18 protein-coding genes, 1 rRNA gene and 2 pseudogenes are annotated in these 23,241 nt (G+C 68.3%); 19 read left to right on the top strand and 2 right to left on the bottom strand.

What is annotated here, in order from left to right:
- The 8 genes and pseudogenes from rrf to recN form a co-directional block, all read left to right on the top strand.
- Nucleotides 1–115 (top strand): 5S ribosomal RNA (gene rrf, locus IBX18_RS30645); the annotation flags it as partial.
- 1,113 nt (nucleotides 116–1,228) lie between these two features.
- Nucleotides 1,229–2,218, top strand: a pseudogene (locus IBX18_RS30640) (hypothetical protein); the annotation flags it as partial.
- A 677-nt stretch (nucleotides 2,219–2,895) separates the two neighbouring features.
- A complete protein-coding gene (locus IBX18_RS30635; protein WP_194836948.1) occupies nucleotides 2,896–3,210 on the top strand; it encodes a hypothetical protein in 315 nt (104 codons plus the stop codon).
- A gap of 285 nt (nucleotides 3,211–3,495) precedes the next feature.
- Nucleotides 3,496–4,431, top strand: coding sequence for an HAD-IIA family hydrolase (locus IBX18_RS30630; protein WP_306796487.1), 936 nt, complete (start codon nucleotides 3,496–3,498; stop codon nucleotides 4,429–4,431).
- A gap of 13 nt (nucleotides 4,432–4,444) precedes the next feature.
- On the top strand, nucleotides 4,445–4,759 hold the full coding sequence (locus IBX18_RS30625) for a hypothetical protein (RefSeq protein ID WP_228541986.1): 315 nt from the start codon (nucleotides 4,445–4,447) through the stop codon (nucleotides 4,757–4,759).
- A gap of 1 nt (nucleotide 4,760) precedes the next feature.
- Entirely contained in the window at nucleotides 4,761–5,582 is an 822-nt protein-coding gene (locus IBX18_RS30620; RefSeq protein WP_194836947.1) for a TlyA family RNA methyltransferase, read from the top strand.
- The gene (locus IBX18_RS30615; RefSeq protein ID WP_194836946.1) at nucleotides 5,579–6,538 is read left to right on the top strand and encodes an NAD kinase; all 960 of its coding nucleotides are present in this window, start codon (nucleotides 5,579–5,581) and stop codon (nucleotides 6,536–6,538) included. Before IBX18_RS30620 ends, IBX18_RS30615 begins: the two co-directional genes overlap by 4 nt.
- A complete protein-coding gene (recN, locus tag IBX18_RS30610) occupies nucleotides 6,516–8,291 on the top strand; it encodes a DNA repair protein RecN (RefSeq protein ID WP_194836945.1) in 1,776 nt (591 codons plus the stop codon). The genes IBX18_RS30615 and recN overlap by 23 nt, the downstream gene beginning before the upstream one ends.
- 135 nt (nucleotides 8,292–8,426) lie before the next feature.
- On the opposite strand, the gene IBX18_RS30605 is transcribed toward recN, so the two are convergent.
- Both IBX18_RS30605 and IBX18_RS30600 read right to left on the bottom strand, forming a co-directional pair.
- Nucleotides 8,427–8,846, bottom strand: coding sequence for an SRPBCC family protein (locus tag IBX18_RS30605; protein WP_107655406.1), 420 nt, complete (start codon nucleotides 8,844–8,846; stop codon nucleotides 8,427–8,429).
- Nucleotides 8,847–9,004: 158 nt separating this feature from the next.
- The gene (locus tag IBX18_RS30600) at nucleotides 9,005–9,769 is read right to left on the bottom strand and encodes a M23 family metallopeptidase (protein WP_306796486.1); all 765 of its coding nucleotides are present in this window, start codon (nucleotides 9,767–9,769) and stop codon (nucleotides 9,005–9,007) included.
- Nucleotides 9,770–10,852: 1,083 nt separating this feature from the next.
- Here IBX18_RS30600 and steA point away from each other — a divergent pair.
- The 11 genes and pseudogenes from steA to cmk all read left to right on the top strand — a co-directional run bounded on the left by steA (nucleotide 10,853) and on the right by cmk (nucleotide 23,237).
- Nucleotides 10,853–12,067, top strand: a complete 1,215-nt coding sequence (gene steA, locus IBX18_RS30595; RefSeq protein ID WP_147141895.1) for a putative cytokinetic ring protein SteA — start codon at nucleotides 10,853–10,855, stop codon at nucleotides 12,065–12,067.
- Nucleotides 12,068–12,080: 13 nt separating this feature from the next.
- Nucleotides 12,081–13,025 (top strand): copper transporter, encoded by a 945-nt coding sequence (locus tag IBX18_RS30590; protein ID WP_147141892.1) that lies wholly within the window; start codon nucleotides 12,081–12,083, stop codon nucleotides 13,023–13,025.
- A gap of 228 nt (nucleotides 13,026–13,253) precedes the next feature.
- Nucleotides 13,254–14,975 (top strand): CTP synthase, encoded by a 1,722-nt coding sequence (locus tag IBX18_RS30585; RefSeq protein WP_107655410.1) that lies wholly within the window; start codon nucleotides 13,254–13,256, stop codon nucleotides 14,973–14,975.
- 4 nt (nucleotides 14,976–14,979) lie between these two features.
- A complete protein-coding gene (locus tag IBX18_RS30580; protein ID WP_194836944.1) occupies nucleotides 14,980–15,642 on the top strand; it encodes an NUDIX hydrolase in 663 nt (220 codons plus the stop codon).
- Between the two features lie 13 nt (nucleotides 15,643–15,655).
- Entirely contained in the window at nucleotides 15,656–16,609 is a 954-nt protein-coding gene (gene xerD, locus IBX18_RS30575) for a site-specific tyrosine recombinase XerD (RefSeq protein ID WP_194836943.1), read from the top strand.
- A 131-nt stretch (nucleotides 16,610–16,740) separates the two neighbouring features.
- Nucleotides 16,741–17,205 (top strand): cupin domain-containing protein, encoded by a 465-nt coding sequence (locus IBX18_RS30570; RefSeq protein ID WP_206055062.1) that lies wholly within the window; start codon nucleotides 16,741–16,743, stop codon nucleotides 17,203–17,205.
- A gap of 224 nt (nucleotides 17,206–17,429) precedes the next feature.
- On the top strand, nucleotides 17,430–18,374 hold the full coding sequence (locus IBX18_RS30565; protein ID WP_228542073.1) for a ParA family protein: 945 nt from the start codon (nucleotides 17,430–17,432) through the stop codon (nucleotides 18,372–18,374).
- Nucleotides 18,375–18,865: 491 nt separating this feature from the next.
- Nucleotides 18,866–19,699 carry a ScpA family protein gene (locus tag IBX18_RS30560; protein ID WP_194836989.1) on the top strand — a complete coding sequence of 278 codons (834 nt, stop codon included), beginning with the start codon at nucleotides 18,866–18,868 and terminating at the stop codon, nucleotides 19,697–19,699.
- Between the two features lie 89 nt (nucleotides 19,700–19,788).
- A complete protein-coding gene (gene scpB / locus IBX18_RS30555) occupies nucleotides 19,789–20,634 on the top strand; it encodes an SMC-Scp complex subunit ScpB (RefSeq protein WP_194836988.1) in 846 nt (281 codons plus the stop codon).
- 999 nt (nucleotides 20,635–21,633) lie between these two features.
- Nucleotides 21,634–22,494: pseudogene (locus IBX18_RS30550) on the top strand (pseudouridine synthase); the annotation flags it as partial.
- Nucleotides 22,494–23,237, top strand: a complete 744-nt coding sequence (cmk, locus tag IBX18_RS30545; protein ID WP_107655414.1) for a (d)CMP kinase — start codon at nucleotides 22,494–22,496, stop codon at nucleotides 23,235–23,237. The pseudogene IBX18_RS30550 and the gene cmk, both read left to right, overlap by 1 nt.
- The last annotated feature ends 4 nt before the right edge of the window (nucleotides 23,238–23,241 follow it).

The raw sequence follows: 23,241 nt of genomic DNA, 5'->3' as shown, positions 1-23,241 counted from the left end.
CGGCGGCCATAGCGGCAGGGAAACGCCCGGTCCCATTCCGAACCCGGAAGCTAAGCCTGCCAGCGCCGATGGTACTGCACTCGACAGGGTGTGGGAGAGTAGGACACCGCCGGAACATCCTTCACGATAGGGGACCCAGATTCTGGGTCCCCTATCGTCGTTTCAGCACCTTGCCGTGCCTGAACGACCTCGCCGTGTCATGTCCCCACCAGGACACGTGATTGAATTTGTGGGGCCCCCGACCACCTCTTGCGGACCTCAGAAAGGGATCACCGTGTCGGAAAAGAACGACGACGACCGGAAGTCCTTCCGGCGCGGCGAGGGATCCGATCGCCCCTCCCAGGGCAGCGGTGCGTCCGGTGCAGATTCCACCAGCAAGCGCCCCGACCGCGACAGCGGCCAGCGCGGCGGCTTCAAACGCAACGACTCCGGCGACCGCAGCGGCTCCGGCCAGCGCGGCAATGCCGGCGAGCGTGGCGGCTTCAACCGCAGCGGTGATTCCAGCTCGCGCGGTACCAGCAATCGTGGCGACTCCGGCGGCTTCAACCGCCGTGACGACGCCGGCTCATCCGGCAGCGCCAACCGTAGTGGCGATTCAGGTAGCCGAGGCGGCTTCAACCGCAGCGGTGGTTCGAGCGATCGTGGCGGTGCCAACCGCGGCAGCGACTCGGGTGAGCGCGGCGGGTTCAACCGTAGCGGCGGCTCCAGCGACCGCGGTGGTTTCAACCGTGGTGGCGATTCGGATAACCGTGGCGGATTCAAACGCGGCGGCGACTCGAGCAGTCGCGGTGACTCCGGGCAGCGCGGAAGTTCCGGCGAGCGTGGCGGTTTCAACCGCGGCGGTGGCTCGGACGAGCGTGGCGGGTTCAATCGTGGCTCGGGTGAGCGCGGGGGATTCAACCGTAGCGGTGGGTCCGGTGAGCGCAGTGGCTTCAATCGTGGTGGCGACTCCGGTGGCCAGCGCGACTCCGGTGATCGCGGTGGTTTCAATCGCAGTGGTGGCTCCAGTGATCGCGGTGGTTTCAGCCGTGGTGGCGACTCGGATAGCCGTGGCGGATTCAACCGCAGTGGTTCCGGCGAGCGTGGCGGTTTCAATCGTGGTGGCGATTCCAGTGGCCAGCGCGACTCCGGCGACCGTGGTGGCTTTAACCGCGGCGGCGACTCCGGCGACCGCGGCGGGTCGAACCGCAGCGGTGGCTCGGGAGAGCGCGGTGGTTTCAATCGCAGTGGTGGCTCGAGCGAGCGTGGCGGATTCAACCGTGGCAGCGACTCGGGTGACCGTGGTGGTTTCAATCGCGGCGGCTCCAGCGACCGTGGCGGATTCAATCGTGGTGGCGACTCGGGTGGTCAGCGTGACTCCAGCGACCGCGGCGGCTTCAAGCGCGGCGGCGATTCCGGCGGCCGCGGTGGGTTCGACCGTGGCAGCGATTCGCGGGGCAACGGACCCGACGATCGGCGGCGCGGTGGTGAAGGTGCCCGCAGTGTCGGTGGCGATCGGTCGCAGGAGCGTCGTGCGGCGCGTCCGGAGGAGCCCGACCTTCCCGATGACGTGCAGCCATCCGACTTGGAACCCGCTGTCCGTCGCGACCTGCTGAGCCTGGACAAGTCCAACGCGGAAGCGGTGGCCCGGCACTTGGTGATGGCAGCGAAACTGATCGACGACGACCCACGCCTCGCCCTCGCACATGCGCGGGCTGCCCGGCAACGCGCGGGCCGCATCGCTGTGGTGCGCGAAACGGCGGGTGTCACCGCTTACCACGCAGGTGAATGGGCGGAAGCCCTGTCCGAGCTGCGGACCGCACGCCGTATGTCCGGCGGCTCCGGCCTGCTCGCCGTCATGGCCGACTGCGAACGCGGCCTCGGCCGCCCCGAACGCGCCATCGAGCTCGGCCGCAGCGACGAAGCCCGCGCCCTGACCGGTGACGAAGCCACCGAACTGCGCATCGTCGTCGCCGGCGCCAGGATGGACCTCGGCGAATACGACCAGGCCGTCGTCACCCTGCAGACCTCCGAACTGGACCCGTCGCGCACCGGCTCGGCCGCAGCCCGGCTCTTCTACGCCTACGCCGACGCCCTCGTCGCCGCAGGCCGCACCGACGAGGGCCTCACCTGGTTCCTCAACGCCGCCTCGGCCGACCTCGACGGTGAAACCGATGCGGAAGAACGCGCCGAGGAACTCACCGGCGGCGCTCTCCCCGACGACGACCTACAGCTGTAGCCCGACAGGCACGGCTGAGTGTCACTGTCGCGCCGTGCCGGCAATGCTGAACTCGGAGCGCGGCTAGCTGAGCGCCCGCACACTTTCTGATTTGGCGCACACCGAATCGCATGCGATTCCTTGTGCGGGAAATCAGAAACCGTGCGGCCGTCTGGCGTCGATCCCCGTCGAGCGACAGGCCGACGCTGGGGCGACACCGAGCGTCGAGCAGGCCGTTGGATAAGTCGATGCCGATTGCGAGCCGGTGGCTCGTGCACGGCGCTCCTGGTCCGCGGCGCTCGCTGTACCACCCGCAGTTCGCCGCTTGGGTCGCCTGTGCCCTTTCGTCTGCCCTAAGCCACGTCGTACACCTCACGCACTCCAGATCTCTTTGGCAGCTTCGAATATTCGTGCGAGTTTCCGCGCATACCCACCGGCAGCTGGCATAGATGCGAGTTCGTTGGCGCACCGAAGCGTGCCGACCAGTTTCCTGGATTGCCCGGCATCCCAGCAGGTTTCGCTGCTCCGCGCCCGGCGATCTCTTCGCCGGAATGCGCGGCTAGCCTGGCACAGACCACGTATGGTTCTCGTGGCGCGAAATCGCTACGGGTGTGCCGACTTACGGGTGGCATGGCCGGATGATGTCGTAGAGATCAGCGATACGTCAACGGGACCGTCTGATTACAAGGAGATTCACGATGAGCAGTGTCCGGGCAACGGTATTCGTCGGATTGGCCGCCGCAGCATTCGCTGCGATGGGCACCGTCTCGGCCAACGCGGAGCCGTTCGACTACGGGCAAGAGGCCAAGCGCGTCTGCGAAGAGGCCGGCCTCGAATTCACCCAGAGCATCAACCTTCCCGGCGGCGTCGGCGCGCAGGCGACCTGCCACGCGCCCGGCCAGGACGAAGTGAAGTTCATCCCGATGCCGAAGGACACCTACTGCTCGGTCCCCGGCATCATGTCGCCCAAGGAAGGCAAGGCCGACGGCGCAGGCAACTGCATCGCCAGCTAGTGCAACGAGCGGGACATGAGGGTGGCGAATCGCGAGAGGAGCCGCCGTCATGTCCCGCTCGTCGTTTACGTCATCCCTTGTTGCGGCGAATCGTTGGACGTTGAGGGGTGTGAGCGTCGCCTCCGGGGGCGATGCCGTTCGTTTTCCTGTCGGCCCGCTGGCGTAGTGTTCGGGTTTCTCGGACCTGCCGAGGGCCACCGCCTCGGCGCGGTGGAAAGCGTCCGGCGGATGCGGAGTTCGGCACCGTGCGGGGCGACGATACGGAAGACATGAGGAACATGCGGGGTGCCGGAGACATTGGTAGGTAACCGGAAGCAGCGGCTACGCGATCGCTACGAAGCCTTGCTGCTGGACCTGGACGGCACCCTGTATCGCGGCGACGCGGTGATCGAGGGCGCCCCGGCGGCCTTGGCGCCCGACGAGACCGCGCAGCGGCTCATGTATGTCACGAATAACGCGAGCAGGGCACCGAAGACGGTCGCCGCACACCTGTCGGAGCTCGGCTTCCGCGCGACCACCGACGAGGTGGTGACGAGCGCGCAGGCGGCCGCGCGGCTGCTGGCCGAACAGCTCGAGCCGGGCGCGGACGTGCTGATCGTCGGCACCGACGACCTGGCCGCCGAGGTGACCGCCGTCGGCCTGCGCCCGATCCGCCGCTTCGACAAAACCGCACCCGCCGCTGTCGTACAAGGACATTCACCGCAAACGTGCTGGGCCGACCTCGCCGAAGCGGCGTACGCCCTGCGCGCAGGCGCGCTGTGGGTCGCGGCCAACACCGACAAAACCTTGCCGAACGAGCGCGGCCTCGCGCCGGGCAACGGATCGATGGTCGCCGCGCTGCGCACCGCCTCCGACCGCGAACCGATCGTCGCGGGCAAGCCCTACGCACCCCTGCTGGAAGACGCGCTCGTGCGCGCCGGAACCCGCAGCGCACTGGTGGTGGGGGACCGGCTCGACACCGACATCGAGGGCGCGAACACCGTCGGCCTCGAATCACTGCTGGTCCTGACCGGTGTCAGCACGCTCGACGAGCTGAAAGACGCCGCGGACGAGTTCCTCCCCACCTACGTCGCCGACTCGCTGGACGCACTGAACTACCCGCCGGTGCCCGCCGAATCGGACACCGACCCGAGCGACCTCGCCGCAGACCTCGCCGACCGGTTGCGGCGCAACCCGGGACGAGCCGTGACGGTACGCGCGTCTGCTGCGGAAATCCGATAGCGTTGACGCCACGATGACTACTCCCATGCCCCGCCCGACCGGCCCCGGTATGCACGTACCCGGCGCGAACGGACCCCGTCCCGGCGCCCCGCTGCCCGGTCAGCATCTGCCGGGTGGCCCAGGGCGCCCGGAGCCGGCCGACCCGGAGCGCATCCGCAGCGAGATCGACGGCCTGCTCACCGAACTCGCCACGCGCACCAGCTGGCCGGGCTCGCCGAGCGCGGCCGAGGGCGCCGAATCCGGCACGGACATCACTCGCCGCGCGCGCATCCTGGAACAGGCACACGACGTGCTCGTGCAGGCCCTGGCCACGGTGGACAAGATCTGAGGTGGCCAGACGCGCGCGCGTGGACGCCGAACTGGTTCGCCGCGGATTGGCGAGATCGCGGGAACACGCGGTCGAGCTGATCGGCGCCGGTCGGGTCCTGATAGCTGGAACGGTCGCCGTGAAGCCGGCGACCGCCGTCGAGGCGGGTACGCCGCTGCTGGTCCGCGACCAACCCGACGAGGTGTCGTGGGCCTCTCGCGGCGCGCACAAGCTGCTCGGTGCGCTGGAGGCCTTCGAGCCCGCCGGGCTCACGATCGCGGGTAAACGCTGCCTGGACGCGGGCGCGTCGACCGGCGGCTTCACCGACGTGCTGCTGTCGCGTGACGCTCGCGAGGTGGTCGCGGTGGACGTCGGCTACGGCCAGCTGATCTGGCGGTTGCAGAACGACGACCGCGTCCGCGTGGTCGATCGCACCAACGTGCGCAACATCACCACGGAAACAGTCGGCGGCACAGTCGAATTGGTCGTCGGCGACTTGTCGTTCATCTCGCTCGCGCTGGTGCTGCCCGCGCTGGCCGCGTGCACCGCACCGGGCGGCGATCTGCTGCCCATGGTGAAACCCCAGTTCGAGGTCGGCAAGGAACGCGTGGGTTCCGGTGGCGTGGTGCGGGACCCGGCGCTGCGCGCCGAAGCTGTCCGCGACGTCGCCACCGCGGCCGCGGCGCTCGGCCTGCGCACCGAGGCGGTGGTGGCGAGCCCGCTGCCGGGCCCGTCGGGCAATGTCGAATACTTCGTGTGGTTGCGCAAAGACGGGCAGCCGGAAGACGACGGGGAGCGAGTCGCTGCTCTCGTCGAGCGTGCGGTTGAGGAGGGTCCACAGTGAACGCGCCGACCAGAGCCGGTGGCCGGGAGATCCTGCTGGTGGCACATCCGGGCCGCGCGGAGATCATCGAGACCGCCCACCGGGTGGCGAAAATCTTCGCGGACGCGGGCATCTGCCTGCGGGTACTCGCCGACGAGGCCGTCGACACCCGATTCGAGGCCGAACCGGGTGGCTATCCGGTGCGGGTGGTCGAGCACGGCCCGGACGCGGCGATCGGCTGCGAGATGGTGCTGGTGCTCGGTGGTGACGGCACCTTCCTGCGCGCCGCCGAGCTGGCCCGCCCGGCCGGGGTGCCGGTGCTCGGTATCAATCTGGGGCGCATCGGTTTTCTGACCGAGGCCGAGGCCGAGAATCTGGATGACGCACTGGCACAAGTGGTTCGGGGCGACTACCGCATCGAACACCGGATGACCGTCGACTTCACCGTCCGGGTGGACGACGAGGTGGTGCAGACCGGCTGGGCGTTGAACGAGGCCAGCATCGAAAACGCGTCGCGGACAGGCGTGCTGGAGCTGGTACTGGAGGTCGATGGACGTCCGGTGTCGGCGTTCGGCTGCGACGGCATCCTGATCTCGACGCCCACCGGTTCGACCGCCTACGCGTTTTCCGCGGGCGGCCCGGTGGTGTGGCCGGAACTCGAGGCGCTGCTGGTGGTTCCGAGCAATGCCCATGCGCTGTTCGCGCGGCCGTTGGTGACCAGCCCGGAGTCGCGGATCGCGGTCGAATGCGTGGCTACCGGTCACGATGCGATAGTTTTCTTGGATGGCAGGCGCACCCTGGAGTTGCCGAGGGGCGGCCGGTTGGAAGCGGTCCGCGGTGCCCAGCCGGTGCGCTGGGTGCGGCTCGATTCCGCGCCGTTCGCGGACCGGATGGTGCGCAAGTTCCAATTGCCCGTGACAGGCTGGCGTGGCCGACGGCGAACGGAGAGCACACATGCTGACCGAGATCAGGATTGACGGCCTTGGCGTCATCTCCACGGCCACCGCGCAATTCCACGAGGGCCTCACTGTTCTCACCGGCGAGACCGGCGCGGGCAAGACCATGGTGGTCACCAGCCTGCACCTGCTGAGCGGTGCGCGGGCCGACGCGGGACGGGTGCGGCTCGGTGCCGCGCGTGCGGTGGTGGAGGGTCGCTTCACCGTCGACGATGTGAACGACGCCGCCCGCGCGGAAGTGACGCAGGTGCTGGAATCGGCTGCGGCCGAACAGGATGACGACGGCAGCATCATCGCGATCCGCACGGTCGGCAGCGACGGACGGTCCCGCGCGCATCTGGGTGGGCGCGGCGTGCCTGCCTCGGTGCTCGCCGATTTCACCGCGCCGCTGCTGACGGTGCACGGGCAGAACGATCAGCTGCGGTTGCAGCGCCCCGATCAGCAGTTGTCGGCGCTGGATCAATTCGCCGCCGACACCGTCGGGCCGCTGTTGCGCAAATACACGGTGCACCGCCGTGCGTGGCTGGATGCCCGCGCCGAACTGCTCGAACGGACCGCGCGCAGTAGGGAATTGGCGCAGGAGGCGGACCGGCTGCAGCATTCGCTGTCCGAAATCGACGCCATCGCACCGGAGCCCGGCGAGGACGTGCGCATCGTCGACGAGGTGCGCAGGCTCAGCGATCTCGATTCGCTGCGGGAGGCCGCCGCGACCGCGCACGACGCCCTCGCCGGTCCCGTCGATTCCCCCGAAGAGGGTTCCGGCGCACTGGAATTGCTCGGCTCCGCGCGCGCTCGCATCGACTCGGCCGATGATCCCGCGCTGACCGCGCTCGGTCCCCGGCTCGGTGAAGCCATCGCGGTGGTGGTGGATCTGACCACCGAACTGAGCGGCTACCTTTCGGATCTGCCCTCGGACCCCGGTGCGCTGGACTCGCTGCTCACCCGGCAGGCCGAGCTCAAGTCGCTGACCCGCAAGTACGCGCCCGACATCGACGGTGTGATCGCCTGGGCCGACGATGCACGCAGCCGCCTCGGCTCGCTCGACGTGTCCGAGGAGACGTTGACCGCGTTGGCGGCTGAGGTCGATATCGCGGCCGAGCGGGTGCGGGAGGCGGCACGCAAACTCAGTGCCGCGCGCAAGAAGGCGGCAGGCAAGCTCGCGTCCGCGGTGAGTGCCGAATTGGGCGGACTGGCAATGGGTAAGGCCAGGCTCGAGGTCGAGGTGCATCCGATGCCCGCGGGACCGCAGGACTCGGCGCCGCTGACCATCGACGGAAAAGACGTGCACGCCGGGTCATTCGGCATCGATGAGGTGGAGTTCCGGTTGTCCGCGCACTCCGGCGCGCAGTCACTTCCGTTGAGCAAGAGCGCATCCGGCGGTGAGCTCTCCCGGGTGATGCTCGCCCTCGAAGTGGTGCTCGCCAGCTCCGACCACGGCGCGACCATGGTGTTCGACGAGGTCGACGCGGGCGTCGGCGGACGCGCGGCGGTCGAGATCGGCCGCAGGCTGGCCCGTCTCGCGCGCACCCACCAGGTCATCGTGGTAACCCACCTGCCGCAGGTCGCCGCCTTCGCCGACACCCACCTGGTGGTCGACAAGTCCGACGACGGCAAGGGCAAGGTCAACAGTGGCGTGCACGCTCTGACCAAAGACGAGCGCGTCATCGAATTGGCCCGCATGCTGGCCGGTTTGGACGACACCGAAACCGGGCGGGCGCACGCCGAGGAACTGCTGGAGCTTGCGCGGGCGGAGAAGTCCGGAGCGACCGTCTAGCCTGCGACACACCGTGCTCGACGCCGTCTGTGCTCAGGCTGGGTTCTGCTCGGGAGTTCGGCTCACAGAGCGTCCACACCAGTCACAGGAGCTGGACGTCCTGTGGAACGTGTAGACGCTCTGTGCGGTGAACCGCTAGCGCACAGCCTTTTGCGCTGCCTTGATGAACTGGGTGATGAGGTTCTTCAAACCGAATTCGAGCACCTTGGCGGGCACGGGCAGGCTCGGCTCGGACTCCATCGTGTAGGAGACCAGGGTGCCGTTGTCGGCGTCGGTGAAGGTGACCACGCCGACGTGCCGCTTCACCGGGGCACCCTTGACGATCTTGTATTCCATCCGCTCACCGGGCACCAGCTTGGTGATCTCCTCGGTGACGCCGAGCGGGCCGACACCGAGCAGGTGCTGCGCGCCGACGCCTTCGCGCTCGGTCAGGCCCGGCTTGGTCAGCTTGACCTTGATCGGGAGGTACGGGCTGATGCTCTCGCGGTCGGCGAAGAGCCGATACACCACATCACGCGGGGCGGCGATGACGGCGTCGACGGTCGTGCTGGCCATGGGGTCTCCTCTTCGAGTTACCTGTGACGGGCAGCATATAGGTAGTACCGGGTAGGCCTGAGGCCCTGTGTAACCGGTGTCACAGACAGTGGGGTTCAGGCATCGGCGGCCGCCTCGCCGACTTCGCGTAGACGCCGTGCGTAGAGCCGGTGAACGCGTCAGTCGCGTTCGGCACCGAGGCTGATACCGCGGGTGGCGAGCCAGGGGAGCGGGTCGACGCGGTCGGTGCCGTTGAGCCAGACCTCGAAATGGCAGTGCGGACCGGTGGTTTCGCCGCGGTTGCCGACGGTGGCGATCTCGTCGCCCGCCAGCACGTGCTGACCGATATTGACCAGCGCCGTGTTGATGTGGCCGTACACCGTGATCGTGCCGTCGTCGCCGAGCAGTCGCACCCACATACCGAATCCACTCGCCGGCCCAGCGCTGATGACGGTGCCGTCTTCCACGGCGACGATCGGGGTGCCGATCGGCGCGGCCACATCCACGCCGGCATGCAGCGCGCCCCAGCGCATTCCGTAGCCGGAGGTGAAGGTGCCGGAGGTGAACTTGGTGAACAGCGGGCGCAGCTTCGCGGCGGCCTGGGCGGACAGCTCCTCCGCGACCTTGCTGCCGTTCTGCAGGATGTCGCTGAACTGACCGAGATCGGCCGGACCTTCGTCGAGCAACCCCGGTTCGGTACCGACCGGTGCCGCAGCCGACGACTGTGGTTGGCCGAGCGCCATCGGCACCACGGTTGTTTCCATCGGCGGCTCGTCGCTGCCTGCCAGTAGATCCTGCCCGACAGCGACGAATGCGCCTGCGGCAACCGCGAGGATGGCGGCGCGACCCTTCAACGCGGTCGGCGGTGCGGGCATGCGATGCCTGCCGCCGCGCCGCTTGGGTCGATCCGCGGCCGAGGATCGCCACGCATCAGCCGACGGCACCCGCTCATCGTCCGACGACGGCCACCGATCGTCCTGCTGCGCCGACCGGCCTCTTGACGGCCGCCACGCATCATCCGGCGACGACCACGAATTGTATGGCTGTGCCTGCTCATCCGCTGGAGCCGGCGACTGGTTCTCAGTCGAGACCCACTGGCCCTCCGATGCGGTCCATGCCTCGCCGGTCCACGCCCACTGGTTATCTGGTCGCGCCCACCGATCCTCAGGTGCGCGCCACTGATCTTCGGGTGCGCGCCACCGATTCTCGGGTGCGGGCCACTGATCTTCGGGTTCGGCCCACCCACCCGCAGGTTCCGACCACTGAGTCTCCGGCGACGTCCAAACATCGTCCGACGACGGCCATGTCGCGCCGGACTGTGTCGGTCGATCCTCTTGCGACGCCCACAGATCGGCTGACCGAGTCGACGCGTCTTCGCGCGACTTCCACCCCGCCTGTGATGCCCAACGATCCTGTGGCGACGACCACGCGTCGCTGGTCGCCCGCCAGGTGTCGGCTGACCGCGTCGGGTGATCCTGCGGCAGGTCCTCGGGCGTGGCCCACCGATCCTCGGGTGACGCCCACTGATCATCCGGTGACGCCCACTGATCCTCGAACGGTGCCACCGACTCAACCCACCGCATCGAATAGCTGTCACATTGCTGAGGATTGACCGAATTGCGCCGATCGCCCCCGACTCGCCGCCCGTGACCCCGCATCGAATCTGCGCTCATCGACCCGCCTGCGTTTGTCTGTATTGTCCCGAACCGACCGATATGGGCGAAACGTCTGGTCCACGGCGCAATCGCCCGGTATTCGCAAGGGTTTCGAGGCACATCACGCTGTCGTCCTTCGTCACGTCACGTCGAGCTGTCGTCGGGGCTGGTCGACGGTAACGAAACGATAGCGGTCCCGCTCGTTAGGCGCGCGAACTATACGCAGCAATGTGATAGCCACCACAACACCCGCCCTGCAACGAGTTCTCCCGCGTGTCGCGCGTGGTGTCAGTGTTGTCACAGTGATGTATGTGGTAGGTGGTACGGCGCGCCTCCACCAACGGTTTAGGGTTTGCGTGCAGCATCGGAGCCATGAAGATGCTGGCGTTGTTGTCGAGGAACACCGAAACGCTGCCCGGCCTCTCCGGGATAGCCCGGGTGGATCGCAACACCCGGCGCCTGCTGAAACGGGTCGGACCAGGCGATGTCGTCGTGCTCGACGAGATGGACCTGGACCGCCTCACCGCCGATCGTCTGGTCGAGGCGGGGGTGGTCGCGGTGATCAACACCTCGCCGTCGATCTCCGGCCGCTATCCCAATCTCGGTCCGGAAGTGCTGGTGGCGAACAACATCCTGCTGCTGGACACGGTGAGCTCCGACGCGTTCAGCAAGATCAAGGACGGCGTCAAGGTTCGCATCGACGAGGGCGTCGTCTACGCCGACAAGGTGATCAAGAAGGACCCCGAGGTCCTGGTCAAGGGCATCGAGCTGACCGACTCCGACATCGCCGAACGGATGATCGAGGCGCGCAACGGCCTGGCCGACCATCTGGAAGCGTTCGCGGGCAACACCATCGAGTTCATCCGCACCGAAAGCGCCCTGCTCATCGACGGTATCGGCGTGCCGGAGCTGGAACTGGCGATGAAGCACCGGCATGTGGTCGTGGTGGCCGACGGCCCCGATCACGCCGAGGATCTCAAGCGGCTCAAGCCGTTCATCAAGGAGTACGTGCCGATCATGGTCGGCGTCGGTCGCGGCGCGGACACCCTGATGAAGCAGGGCTACCGCCCCGACCTCATCGTCGGCGATCCGGACGAGATCACCTCCGCCACCTTGAAATGCGGCGCCGAGGTGATCCTGCCCGCCGACACCGACGGCCACGCCAAGGGCCTGGAACGCATCCAGGATCTCGGCATCGGCGCAACCACCTTCCCGTCCTCCGGCGCGCCCGCCGATCTGGCGCTGCTGCTCGCGCACCATCACGGCGCGTCGCTGATCGTCACCGCGGGCGCGGCCGCCACGCTCGACGACTTCTTCGACCGCAGCCGCCGGGAAAGCAACCCGGCGACCTTCCTTACCCGCCTCAAGCTCGGCACCAAGCTGATGGACGCCAAGGCCGTGGCCACGCTGTATCGAAACCGGGTGTCCGGCATCGGCATCGCGATGGTGGTGCTCGCCGCCCTGATCGCGGTGATCGTGGTGCTGCTCGCCTCAAACACCGGCACCGACGCCGTGGCCTGGGCCGCCGACACCTGGGACCGGTTCGCGCTGTGGGCGCAGGGCTTGGTCGGCGCGGGCGACAAATGACCAAGGGAGCACGATGATCTCGTTACGCCAGCACGCCATTTCGATCGCGGCGATCTTCCTGGCCCTCGCCATCGGCGTGGTGCTCGGCTCGCAAACGCTGGCCGCGGATCTGCTATCGGGCTTACGTGCGGACAAATCGGATCTGCGCCAGCAGGTCGACACGGTGTCGGACCAGAATCGGCGCCTCACCGATCAGTTGAACGCGGCCGACCGCTTCATCGCCGGATCCGCGGGCCGCATCCTCGGCGGCACGCTGGCCGATCGCAGCGTCGCGGTGTTCACCACCCCCGACGCCGATCCCGCCGATATCGAGGGTGTGACCAAGGCGCTGGAAACCTCGGGTGCCGCGATCACCGGGCGGATCGCGCTCACCGACGCGTTCGTCGACGCCACCGAGGGCGACCGGATGCGCTCCGCCGTCACCAACGTCATCCCGGCGGGCGCCCAATTGCGCACCGGCGCAGTCGATCAGGGCAGCATGGCCGGCGACCTGCTCGGCCTGGTTCTGCTGCTCGATCCGGCCAACGGGCAAACCCGCGGCACTCCGCAGGAACTGGGCCTGGTGCTGGAGACGCTGCGCGGCGGCGGCTTCCTCGCCTACGGCGACACCCCGGTGCGTCCCGCGCAATCGGCGGTCGTGATCACCGGCAACGGCGCGAAATCCGCTGAGAACAGTCAGGGTGCCAACATCGCTCGTTTCGCGGGCGCGCTGCGTGGCAGGGGTGCGGGTGTCGTGCTCGCGGGGCGCTCCGGTGCCGCCGAGAACCCGGGGCCGCTCGCCGTCGTCCGCTCCGATGGTCCGCTCGCCACCACGGTCAGCACCGTCGACAACCTCGACCGGGAGATCGGCCGCGTCACCACCGTGCTCGCGCTGAGCGAGCAGCTGAACGGCGGCACGGGTCGCTACGGCACCGGTGCCAAGGCAACATCGCTGACGCTTGCCGCGATGCCCCGCTGACACCATCTGCGTTCGCTCGCGGGTCGCGGTGCGATAGGCGGCACGTCCAGCTGGGCAGCGGCCCCGGATTCGCCGAGCGCCGGCGTGAGCCACCGCGATACCGCACAGCCCACTCGGCGACCTCCCTCACAGCCGTCGGCATGACGCATGATCAACACTCCGGCGATCCAACAGCAAACGTGCGTGGCGTTAGTTCCCCAGGCAGGATCCGTGTTACCGTGAAGACCCGTGGGTCATACACGGAATCAGGCGCGAACGGCTACGAAGCACATCTTCGTGAGTGGTGGAGTCGCCTCCTCATTGGGTAAAGGTCTTACCGCCTCCAGCCTCGGTCAGCTGTTGACGGCGCGTGGGCTGCGCGTCACGATGCAGAAACTCGACCCGTACTTGAACGTCGATCCCGGCACCATGAACCCCTTCCAGCATGGAGAGGTTTTCGTGACGGAGGACGGGGCCGAGACCGATCTGGATGTCGGTCACTACGAGCGGTTCCTCGACAGGGACCTGACCCGGGACGCGAATGTCACGACCGGGCAAATCTATTCGACGGTCATCGCCAAGGAGCGCCGCGGCGAATACCTGGGCGACACGGTGCAGGTGATCCCGCACATCACCGACGAGATCAAGAGCCGGGTGCTCGCCATGAGCGCGCCGGACGCCGACGATCAAACCCCCGACGTGGTGATCACCGAGATCGGCGGCACCGTCGGCGATATCGAGTCGCAGCCGTTCCTCGAGGCGGCGCGCCAGATCCGCCACGATGTCGGCCGGGAAAACGTCTTCTTCCTGCACGTCTCGCTGGTGCCCTACCTTGCCCCCTCCGGCGAACTCAAGACCAAACCGACGCAGCACTCGGTGGCGATGCTGCGCAGTATCGGCATCCAGCCCGACGCGCTGATCCTGCGCTGCGACCGGGAGGTGCCGCAGGCGCTGAAGAGCAAGATCGCGCTGATGTGCGACGTCGACGTCGACGCCTGCATCTCCACCCCCGACGCGCCGTCGATCTACGACATCCCGCGCGTGCTGCACCGTGAGGCCCTGGACGCCTACGTGGTGCGCAAGCTCGGGCTGCCGTTCCGCGACGTGGACTGGACCGTGTGGGGCGATCTGCTCGACCGGGTGCACTCGCCGCGCGAGACGGTCGAGGTCGCGCTCGTCGGCAAGTACGTCGACCTGCCCGACGCCTACCTGTCGGTCACCGAGGCGTTGCGCGCGGGCGGATTCGCCTCGCGGGCCAAGGTACTCATCCGCTGGGTGCCGTCGGACGAATGCGAGACCCCGGCCGGTGCCCAGTCCGCGCTGCGTGACGTGGACGCGGTCCTGATCCCCGGCGGCTTCGGCATCCGCGGCATCGAGGGCAAGGTCGGCGCCATCAGCTACGCCCGGGCACGCGGCATTCCGCTGCTCGGCCTGTGCCTCGGTCTGCAGTGCGTGGTCATCGAGGCGGCCCGTTCGGTCGGTCTGGTCGAGGCGAACTCGGCCGAATTCGAGCCGGACACCCCGCATCCGGTGATCTCCACGATGGCCGATCAGGAACAGGCCGTCGCGGGCGAGGCCGATCTCGGCGGCACCATGCGCCTCGGCGCCTACCCGGCCACGCTGGCGAAGGGTTCCGTGGTCGCCCAGGCCTACGGCAGCGAGCAGGTTTCCGAGCGGCACCGGCACCGTTACGAGGTGAACAACGCCTACCGTGACCGGATCGCCAAGAGCGGGTTGCAGTTCAGCGGCACCTCGCCGGACGGGCACCTGGTGGAGTTCGTCGAACTGCCCGCCGACGTGCACCCGTTCTTCGTCGCCACCCAGGCGCACCCGGAGCTGAAGAGCCGTCCGACCCGCCCGCACCCGCTGTTCGCGGCGCTCGTCGCGGCGGCACTGAAATACAAGCTGGCGGAGCGGCTTCCGGTCGACATCCCGGACGAGGAGTTCGCGAGCGCGGCGGACCAGGCGTAGCACGATGACGCAGGACGGTGGCACCGCCGGACCAGGCAGCCACGATTTCGAAACCGTATCCAGCGAAACCGTCTACAGCGGCGCCATCCTGGCGTTGCGCCTCGACCAGGTGCGAATGCCCGGCGGGCACGTCGCCGAGCGTGAGGTGATCGAGCACCACGGGGCCGTTGCTGTCGCCGCGATCGATGACGACGACAACGTGGTGCTGATCAACCAGTACCGGCATCCGATCGGCAGGCGGCTGCTCGAGCTGCCCGCCGGCCTGCTCGACCTGCCCGACGAGGATCCGCTCGTCGCCGCTCGTCGCGAGCTGGCCGAGGAGACCGGGCTGGCGGCCAGGGAATGGGCCGTGCTGGTGGATGTGGCGCTCTCGCCGGGATTCACCGACGAGGCGTTGCGGGTGTACTGCGCCCGCGGGTTGTACGAAACCGACCAGCCGGAGCCGGAACACGAGGAGGCCGACCTCTCGATCGTGCGCATGCCGGTCGACGAGGCGGTGCGTGCGGCGCTCGCGGGGGAGATCGTCAACGCGACCGCCGTCGCCGGTGTTTTCGCGCTCGCCGCGGCGCGGGCGAGCAAGACCGAGTTGCGGCCGGCCGACGCGCCGTGGCCCGGCCAGCCCACCGCGTTCCTGCGCCGCAAGGCGGCCGAGAAGTCCGCGGACTGACGGGCGCCGGCCGGTGCTCGCGCGGGAATTGGATGCCTACCTCGACCATCTCGCGGTCGAGCGCGGCGCCGCGCGCAACACCCTCGGCGCGTACCGGCGTGACCTCGGCCGGTATCTCGACTTCCTGACCGGGCGCGGCATCACCGCGCTCGATCAGGTCGCCGAGGGCGATGTCGCCGAGTTCACCATGGCGTTGCGGGCCGGCGGCGCTGAATTCCCGCCGCTGGCCGCGGGTTCGGTGGCTCGCGCGCTGATCGCGGTGCGCGGGCTGCATCGGTTCGCCGCGGCCGAGGGGATGACCACCACCGACGTCGCGCACGCGGTGAAACCGCCTGCTCCCGGTCGTCGGCTGCCGAAGGCGCTGCCCTACGACCAGGTACTGAAGTTGCTGGAAGCCGCGGGTGGTGGTTCGGCGAGTGATCCGGAGGCCGCGCCGGGCACCGACGGCGGTCCGCGTGGGCTGCGCGACCGTGCGCTGCTCGAGCTGCTGTACTCCACGGGCGCACGGATTTCCGAGATGGTCGGGTTGGATGTCGACGATCTCGATACCGACGAACGTGCCGTGGTGCTGCATGGCAAGGGTGGTAAACAGCGGATGGTGCCGATCGGCAGGCCCGCGCTGGCCGCCGTCGACGCCTACCTGGTTCGGGGGCGACCCAAGCTCGCTGCCAGCGGAAAAGGCAACGCGGGCGCGCTTTTTCTCAACGCGCGCGGCGGACGGTTGTCTCGGCAGAGCGCCTGGCAGGTGCTCCAGACCGCCGCCGAACGTGCGGGCATCGGTGCCACCGTCTCGCCGCATACTTTGCGGCACTCGTTCGCCACGCACCTGCTCGACGGGGGAGCGGATGTGCGTGTGGTGCAAGAGTTGCTCGGCCACGCCTCGGTGACCACTACTCAGATCTACACCCTGGTCACCGTCAACACGTTGCGCGAAGTCTGGGCGACCGCGCACCCGCGCGCTCGTTAGCCGGTTTGTCCGAAAGCACTGTGAGTCTCACCCCATTCGCGTGCTGGAATGAAATCGGACTGGGGTCCGGTTGTTGCTTGTGCCGGGTCCGCGCTGTGCCGCCCGGCCTGTGCAAACGTGAGGTGAGTTGAGTGGCAAAGTCTTTCATCGTCCAGGAATCCGACGTGGAAGCGGTGGCGCTGCCCGGCGGCGGGTCCTTCCAACTGCTGGAGGACAGCGAGCGATCTGACGGCTTGTTCGGCGCGAACCGTCTCGTACTGGCCGCAGGCGCGAATGGCACTCGCCCGCACCACCACACGCAATCCACGGAGATCTTCTACGTCCTCGACGGCACCATGGAGTTCCTCGTCGACGGCGAAATCAGCGCGGTGCGCAAAGGCGGACTGGTCGTGGTCCCGCCCGGCACCGTGCACGCGTTCGGCGCGTCGGCGGACGGACCCGCCGAGTTTCTCGCCGTACTGACACCGGGTATCGTCCGCTTCGAATACTTCCGGCAGCTCGGCCGGATCGCCCGCGGGGAGGCGGAATGGGACAGCATGGACGACCTGCACGACCGCTTCGACGTGCATTTCGATGGTGACCCGGAGTGGCGCTGAGCGATACGGGGTAGCGTTTTGCTGTTCGGGCTCGGCGTGGTGCCGCGAACACGCCGCGCGCGTCGCGGCACTTGCACGCTCGCAAGCGGTAGCGTCTAACGAGAGTCGGACCGTACGAAAGCGAGGGTCGGGCCTGATCCGCCTCGCTACGCTCGGCGAGGCAACGGGCAGGAACGTATAAGGAGCAGCGGATCGTGACATCAGCCGGAGCGGCAGAGCCGCCGATGGGTGCTGGGGCGGAGCCGCTTACGGGTGCGCGCTCGGGTCCGTACTCGGAGGCCGCGGCCGAAACCCTGTGGGGCACCGGGGCCGAACCAGTCCCCGAGGACGCGGCACTCGGACCGACCGGGCGCCCACTGCGTCTGGTACCCGACCCGCCACCGCTGGACCGGCACGGCGACGCCCTCATCGTCGCCATGTGCAACCAGAAGGGCGGCGTCGGCAAGACGACCTCCACCATCAATCTCGGCGCCTCCCTCGCCGAATACGGGCGCAAAGTGTTGCTGGTCGACCTCGACCCGCAGGGCGCGCTGTCGGCGGGATTGGGTGTGGCCCACCATGATCTCGACCTGACCGTGCACGACCTGCTCGTCGGTTCCAAGGGTTCGATCGACGACGTGCTGACGCCGACCCGGGTCGAGAACATGGATCTGCTGCCCAGCAATATCGACCTGTCGGCGGCGGAGATCCAGCTGGTCAACGAGGTCGGGCGGGAGCATTCGCTCGGCCGGGCACTGCACGGCATCCGCGATCGGTACGACTACATCATCATCGACTGCCAGCCGTCGCTCGGGTTATTGACCGTCAACGCGCTGGCCTGCGCCGACGGTGTGATCATTCCGATGGAGTGCGAGTACTTCTCGCTGCGCGGGCTCGCGCTGCTCAACGACACCGTGGAAAAGGTGCGCGACAGGCTGAATCCGCGGCTGAGCCTGTACGGAATAGTGGTCACCATGTTCGACGCTCGACTACTGCATTCGCGTCAGGTGATGGCGCGGGTCGTCGAGGTGTTCGGCGACCTGGTCTACGACGCGGCGATCTCGCGCACCGTCCGGTTCCCCGACGCCAGCGTCGCCGGCGAGCCGATCACCACGTGGGCACCGAAATCCAGTGGAGCCGAAGCATATCGGGCGATGGCGCGGGAAGTCATCCACCGGTCCGGCCGGTGATCGGAAGCAACGACCCCGCGCCACCCGCAGCAGTTAACCCCTCACCCGGCTCGGAGTCTGCCAGTGCCGACTCCGCACCGGGTGATCTCCTGGAGCGGGCCGACGCGGGCCCGGATGACCCGGACGAACAGGCCGACACCGTGACTTCGAGCGAAGGTGGATCGGGGGAACCGGGGACGCCGGAGCCGATCGGGTCCGACGATGACGCGGTCGCCGACGATTCAGCGGTGCCCATAGCAGCCGCGGCCGCATCAGCGGAAGACGTCTCCGCGCAGCTGAGCGACGCCGGTGTCGCTGCTGCGTCCCCAGATTCAGCGGCGACTTCGAGCGGTGGTGCCGCCCCCGCAACAGCTACGCAGGCACCGGCCGACGCGGCGAGTGCGAGCGAACGTGGCTCGGGAGTCGCGGCCACGGCACCGGCCGACACGGCGACTTCGAGCGATGGCGGTTCAGCTGATGCTGCGCCCAAGGACGAGAAGTCCGGGTTCCATCTGCGGCTGAGCAACTTCCAGGGGCCGTTCGATCTGCTGCTGACGCTGATCAGTTCGCGCAAGCTCGACGTCACCGAGGTGGCGTTGCATCAGGTCACCGACGAATTCATCGCCTACACCAAGGCGTTGACCGCGGCGCTGTCCGACGGCACCTACCCCAACGCCGCCGCGACCACCCTGCGGGCCGACAAGATCCTGGACCAGACCACCGAATTCCTGGTTGTCGCAGCCACACTGCTCGACCTCAAGGCCGCGCGTTTGCTGCCGTCGGGGGAGATGACCGACGCCGAGGACCTCGAACTGCTCGAGGCCCGCGACCTGCTGTTCGCGCGGCTGCTGCAGTATCGGGCGTTCAAGCAGGTGGCCGAGCTGTTCGGCGAACTGGAGGCCGTCGCGCTGCGCCGCTACCCGCGCGCCGTCGGGCTGGAGGAATGCTTCGCCGGTCTGCTGCCCGAGGTTACGCTGGGAGTAGACGCGCACGAGTTCGCCGCGATCGCCGCCGCTGCCTTCCGGCCCCGCCCGGTGCCCAAGGTCGGCCTCGACCACCTGCACTCGCACGCCATCTCGGTCGCCGAACAGGCCGCGCTCGTGCTCGAACGGCTCAAAGAACGCGGCGTAGGCGGCTGGACGACCTTCAGCGAACTGGTCGCCGACTGCGAGGCGCCGATCGAGATCGTCGCCCGCTTCCTGGCCCTGCTGGAGCTGTACCGAGGAAAAACGATCGAGTTCGACCAACCCGACCCCCTCGGCCAACTCTCCATCAGCTGGATCGGCGACGACGCCCCCGACGCCGACCCGTCGGACACTGTGACTATCGAGGAGGACTACGGGTGAGTGACACCGTGGACACTGATGTCTCGGATTCGACCGAAGCTGAGGTCAACGCGCCGGAAGTCATCAGCGCCGAGCGCCCGGCTGACGCGATGCCCGCAGCCGCGACAAAGTCCGCCGACACCGAGCCTGCGATTGCGGACGTCTCGACCCCCAACACCGACACCGAGTCGGCAGCGACCGACGCCGACCCATCGGACGCCGACGACTCCTCAACAGCGAACAACACCACCTCGCAACCCGACCCCCCAAACGCAACCACCTACGACGCGACACCAGTCGCCAACAACACAGTGGCGGAGTTCACCCCCGAGCGTCTCGAGGATGCGGAGTTCCGGTCCGCGTTGGAGGCGATGTTGCTTGTGGTGGATGCTCCGGCCCCGGTAGAGCAGTTGGCGGCGGCGTTGGATGACACCACGGAGCGGGTGGATGAGGTGTTGCGGGAGATGCGCGCGGAACTGTCCGCGCGGGGTAATGGGATCGATCTGCGTTTCGTCGGGGACGGTTGGCGCTTCTATACTCGCAGCGAGTACGCACCGTATGTGGAACGGGTGCTGCTCGATGGCGCTCGCACGAAGTTGACGCGGGCGGCGTTGGAAACGCTGGCGGTGGTGGCATACCGGCAGCCGGTGACCCGGACCAGGGTCAGCGCGGTGCGCGGCGTGAACGTCGATGGGGTGATGCGCACGCTGCTGGCCAGGGGCCTGCTTGCCGAGGCGGGCGTCGACCCGGAGACCAACGGGACGATGTACTGCACGACCGAGTTGTTCTTGGAACGGATCGGGCTCGCGTCGCTGTCCGACCTGCCGCCACTGGCGCCCCTGCTCCCGGGCGTCGACCTGATCGATGAGATCAACGAGAGCTTGGATACGGACCCCCGTTACACCAGGCTGAAAAAACCCGCCGAGGCCGACTTGGACCTCGGCAGCGAGGATTGACAGGACAAAATGAATAATTCCGCTCGCCGAGATGGCACACCGGATCGTAGGAAACGCAGTGACGAGCAGCAGCGCCCCGCACGGGGTGCGGGCGCTCGAGGGGGGACCGACCGCGGCGCATCGCGCGGCGACGGCGGATACCGCGGCGCGCAGTCGAGCACGCAGCGCGGAAACACGCAGGGCGGAAACTCATATCGTGGCGGTTCAGCTCAGGGCGGCAGCGGCTACCGCGACCGTTCCGAGGGTGGCAACACCTCTCGCGGCCGCACCGACCGTGGCTCCGCCCAAGGCGGCTCTTATCGCGACCGCTCCGACGGTGGCAACACATACCAAGGCCGTGGCTCCGCGCAGGGCGGCTCCTATCGCGACCGTTCTGACGGTGGCAGCGCATACCAAGGCCGCAACGACCGTGGCTCCGGCCAGGGCAGCAGCTCTTACCGCGACCGTTCTGACGGCGGCGGCGGATACCAGGGCCGCAACGACCGCGGGTCCGCGCAGGGCGGCAGTTCTTACCGCGGCGCACGGGATGGCAACGCGCAGGGCGGCGGCGGTTACCGCGACCGCTCGGACAGCGGCAACGCCTACCGCGGCCGCAGCGAGGCCGGTTCCGGTGGCAACGCCTATCGCGGTCGTACCGAAGGCGGCCAAGGCAGCTCCTACCGTGACCGCGCCGATGGCGGCAGCGGATATCAGGGCCGCAACGACCGCAACTCCGCACAAGGCGGCAGCTCGTTCCGCAGCCGCAGCGAAGCAGGTTCCGGCGGCAACGCGTATCGCGGCCGCCCCGAGGGCAGCGCCAACCAGGGCGGCACCTCATACCGCGACCGCAGCGAGGCGGGCTCCGGTGGCAACGCCTACCGTGGCCGCTCCGAAGGCGGGCAGAGCGGCAACGCCCAGTCCGGCAACTCCTATCGCGGCACCACACCCGGCGGATCCACCGGCCGCGGCCCCGCGCAGGGCGGCATCCCGCAGCGCCGCGCTCCGCAGCCCGCGCCCACCGGCAAGAAGAAGAACCCCAAGCCGCAGCGTCAAACCCAGTCAGCACCTCTGCTGAACAACGCCAAGCCGGCCAAGCGCCAGCACGTCGAGCCCGCCGCCTCCGAAGGCCACACCAAAATGCCGTGGGGCGAGGGCGAGCGTTTGCAGAAGGTCCTCGCCAAGGCCGGTGTCGCCTCTCGGCGCGCCGCTGAGGAGATGATCGCCCAGGGCCGGGTCGAGGTGGACGGCGCGATCGTGGTCGAGCAGGGTCTGCGGATCGACCCGCAGGTCGCCGTGGTCCGGGTGGACGGCACCCGCGTGATGGTGCGCGAGGAACTCGTGCACATCGTGCTGAACAAGCCCAAGGGCTGGCAGTCCACCATGTCCGACGATCTGGGCCGCCCCTGCGTCGGTGACATCGTCGCTGAGCGCGTCGCGGCGGGTCAGCGCCTGTTCCACGTCGGCCGCCTGGACGCCGACACCGAGGGACTGCTGCTGCTCACCAACGACGGCGACCTAGCGCACCGGCTCATGCACCCCTCGTACGAGGTGTCCAAGACCTACCTCGCCACGGTGAACGGCGAGGTGCACAAGGCGATCGGCAAGAAGCTCAAGGACGGCATCGAGCTCGAAGACGGCCCCGCGAAGGTCGACAGCTTCCAGGTGCTCGAAATCGGCGAGGGACGTTCCCTGGTGAAACTTGTGTTGCACGAGGGGCGTAAGCACATCGTGCGCAGGCTGCTCGACGCGGTCGGCCATCCGGTGACCCGGCTGGTGCGTACCAATATCGGTCCGGTCGCGCTCGGCGACCAACGGCCCGGCACGTTGCGCGTGCTCGGTCGCGGTGAAATCGGCAAACTCTACGAGGCGGTGTCGTTGTGATGGGTGTGGAGATTCCGGTGGAGACGCCACGGCAGCTGACGGGGACGAGTCCGCTCGTCGTCGCCATGGACGGCCCGTCCGGCACCGGCAAGTCCAGCGTCTCGCGCCGCCTTGCCACCCGGCTCGGCGCCCGCTACCTGGACACCGGTGCGATGTACCGGGTGGCGACCCTGCGCGTGCTGCGTGCGGGCATCGAGCTCACCGACGCCGCCGCCATCGGTGCGGCCGTCAAGGAGCTGCCGCTGTCCATCGGCACCGATCCGCGCCGTGAGGTGATCCAGCTCGACGGCGAGGACGTCTCCTCGGAGATCCGCGGCGACGCCGTCACCAAGGCCGTCTCCGCGGTGTCCGCCGTGCCGGAGGTCCGTGATCTGCTCGTCGCGCTGCAACGCGAGATCACCACGGCCGCACAGCGAATCGTGGTCGAGGGACGCGACATCGGCACCGTCGTGCTGCCTGCCGCGGACGCCAAGATCTACCTGACCGCCTCGGCCGAGGCCCGCGCCCACCGGCGCAACCAGCAGAACATCGCCGAAGGCCGCGGCGACGACTACGAGGCCGTGCTCGCCGACGTGCAGCGGCGCGACAACCTCGATTCCACCCGCAAGGTGTCCCCACTGCGTCCGGCCGACGACGCCGTGCTGGTCGACACCAGCGACCTGAACATGGATGAGGTCATCGACGAGCTGTACCGCGTTGTCGCGCAGCAGATTTCGACGACCAGGACGGGAGGTTCCCAGTGACCGA

This window comes from Nocardia sp. XZ_19_369 (assembly GCF_015355715.1).
Classification (GTDB): domain Bacteria; phylum Actinomycetota; class Actinomycetes; order Mycobacteriales; family Mycobacteriaceae; genus Nocardia.
The sequence above is the reverse complement of the archived record's forward strand: the minus strand, read 5'-3'. Positions and strand labels throughout refer to the sequence as shown.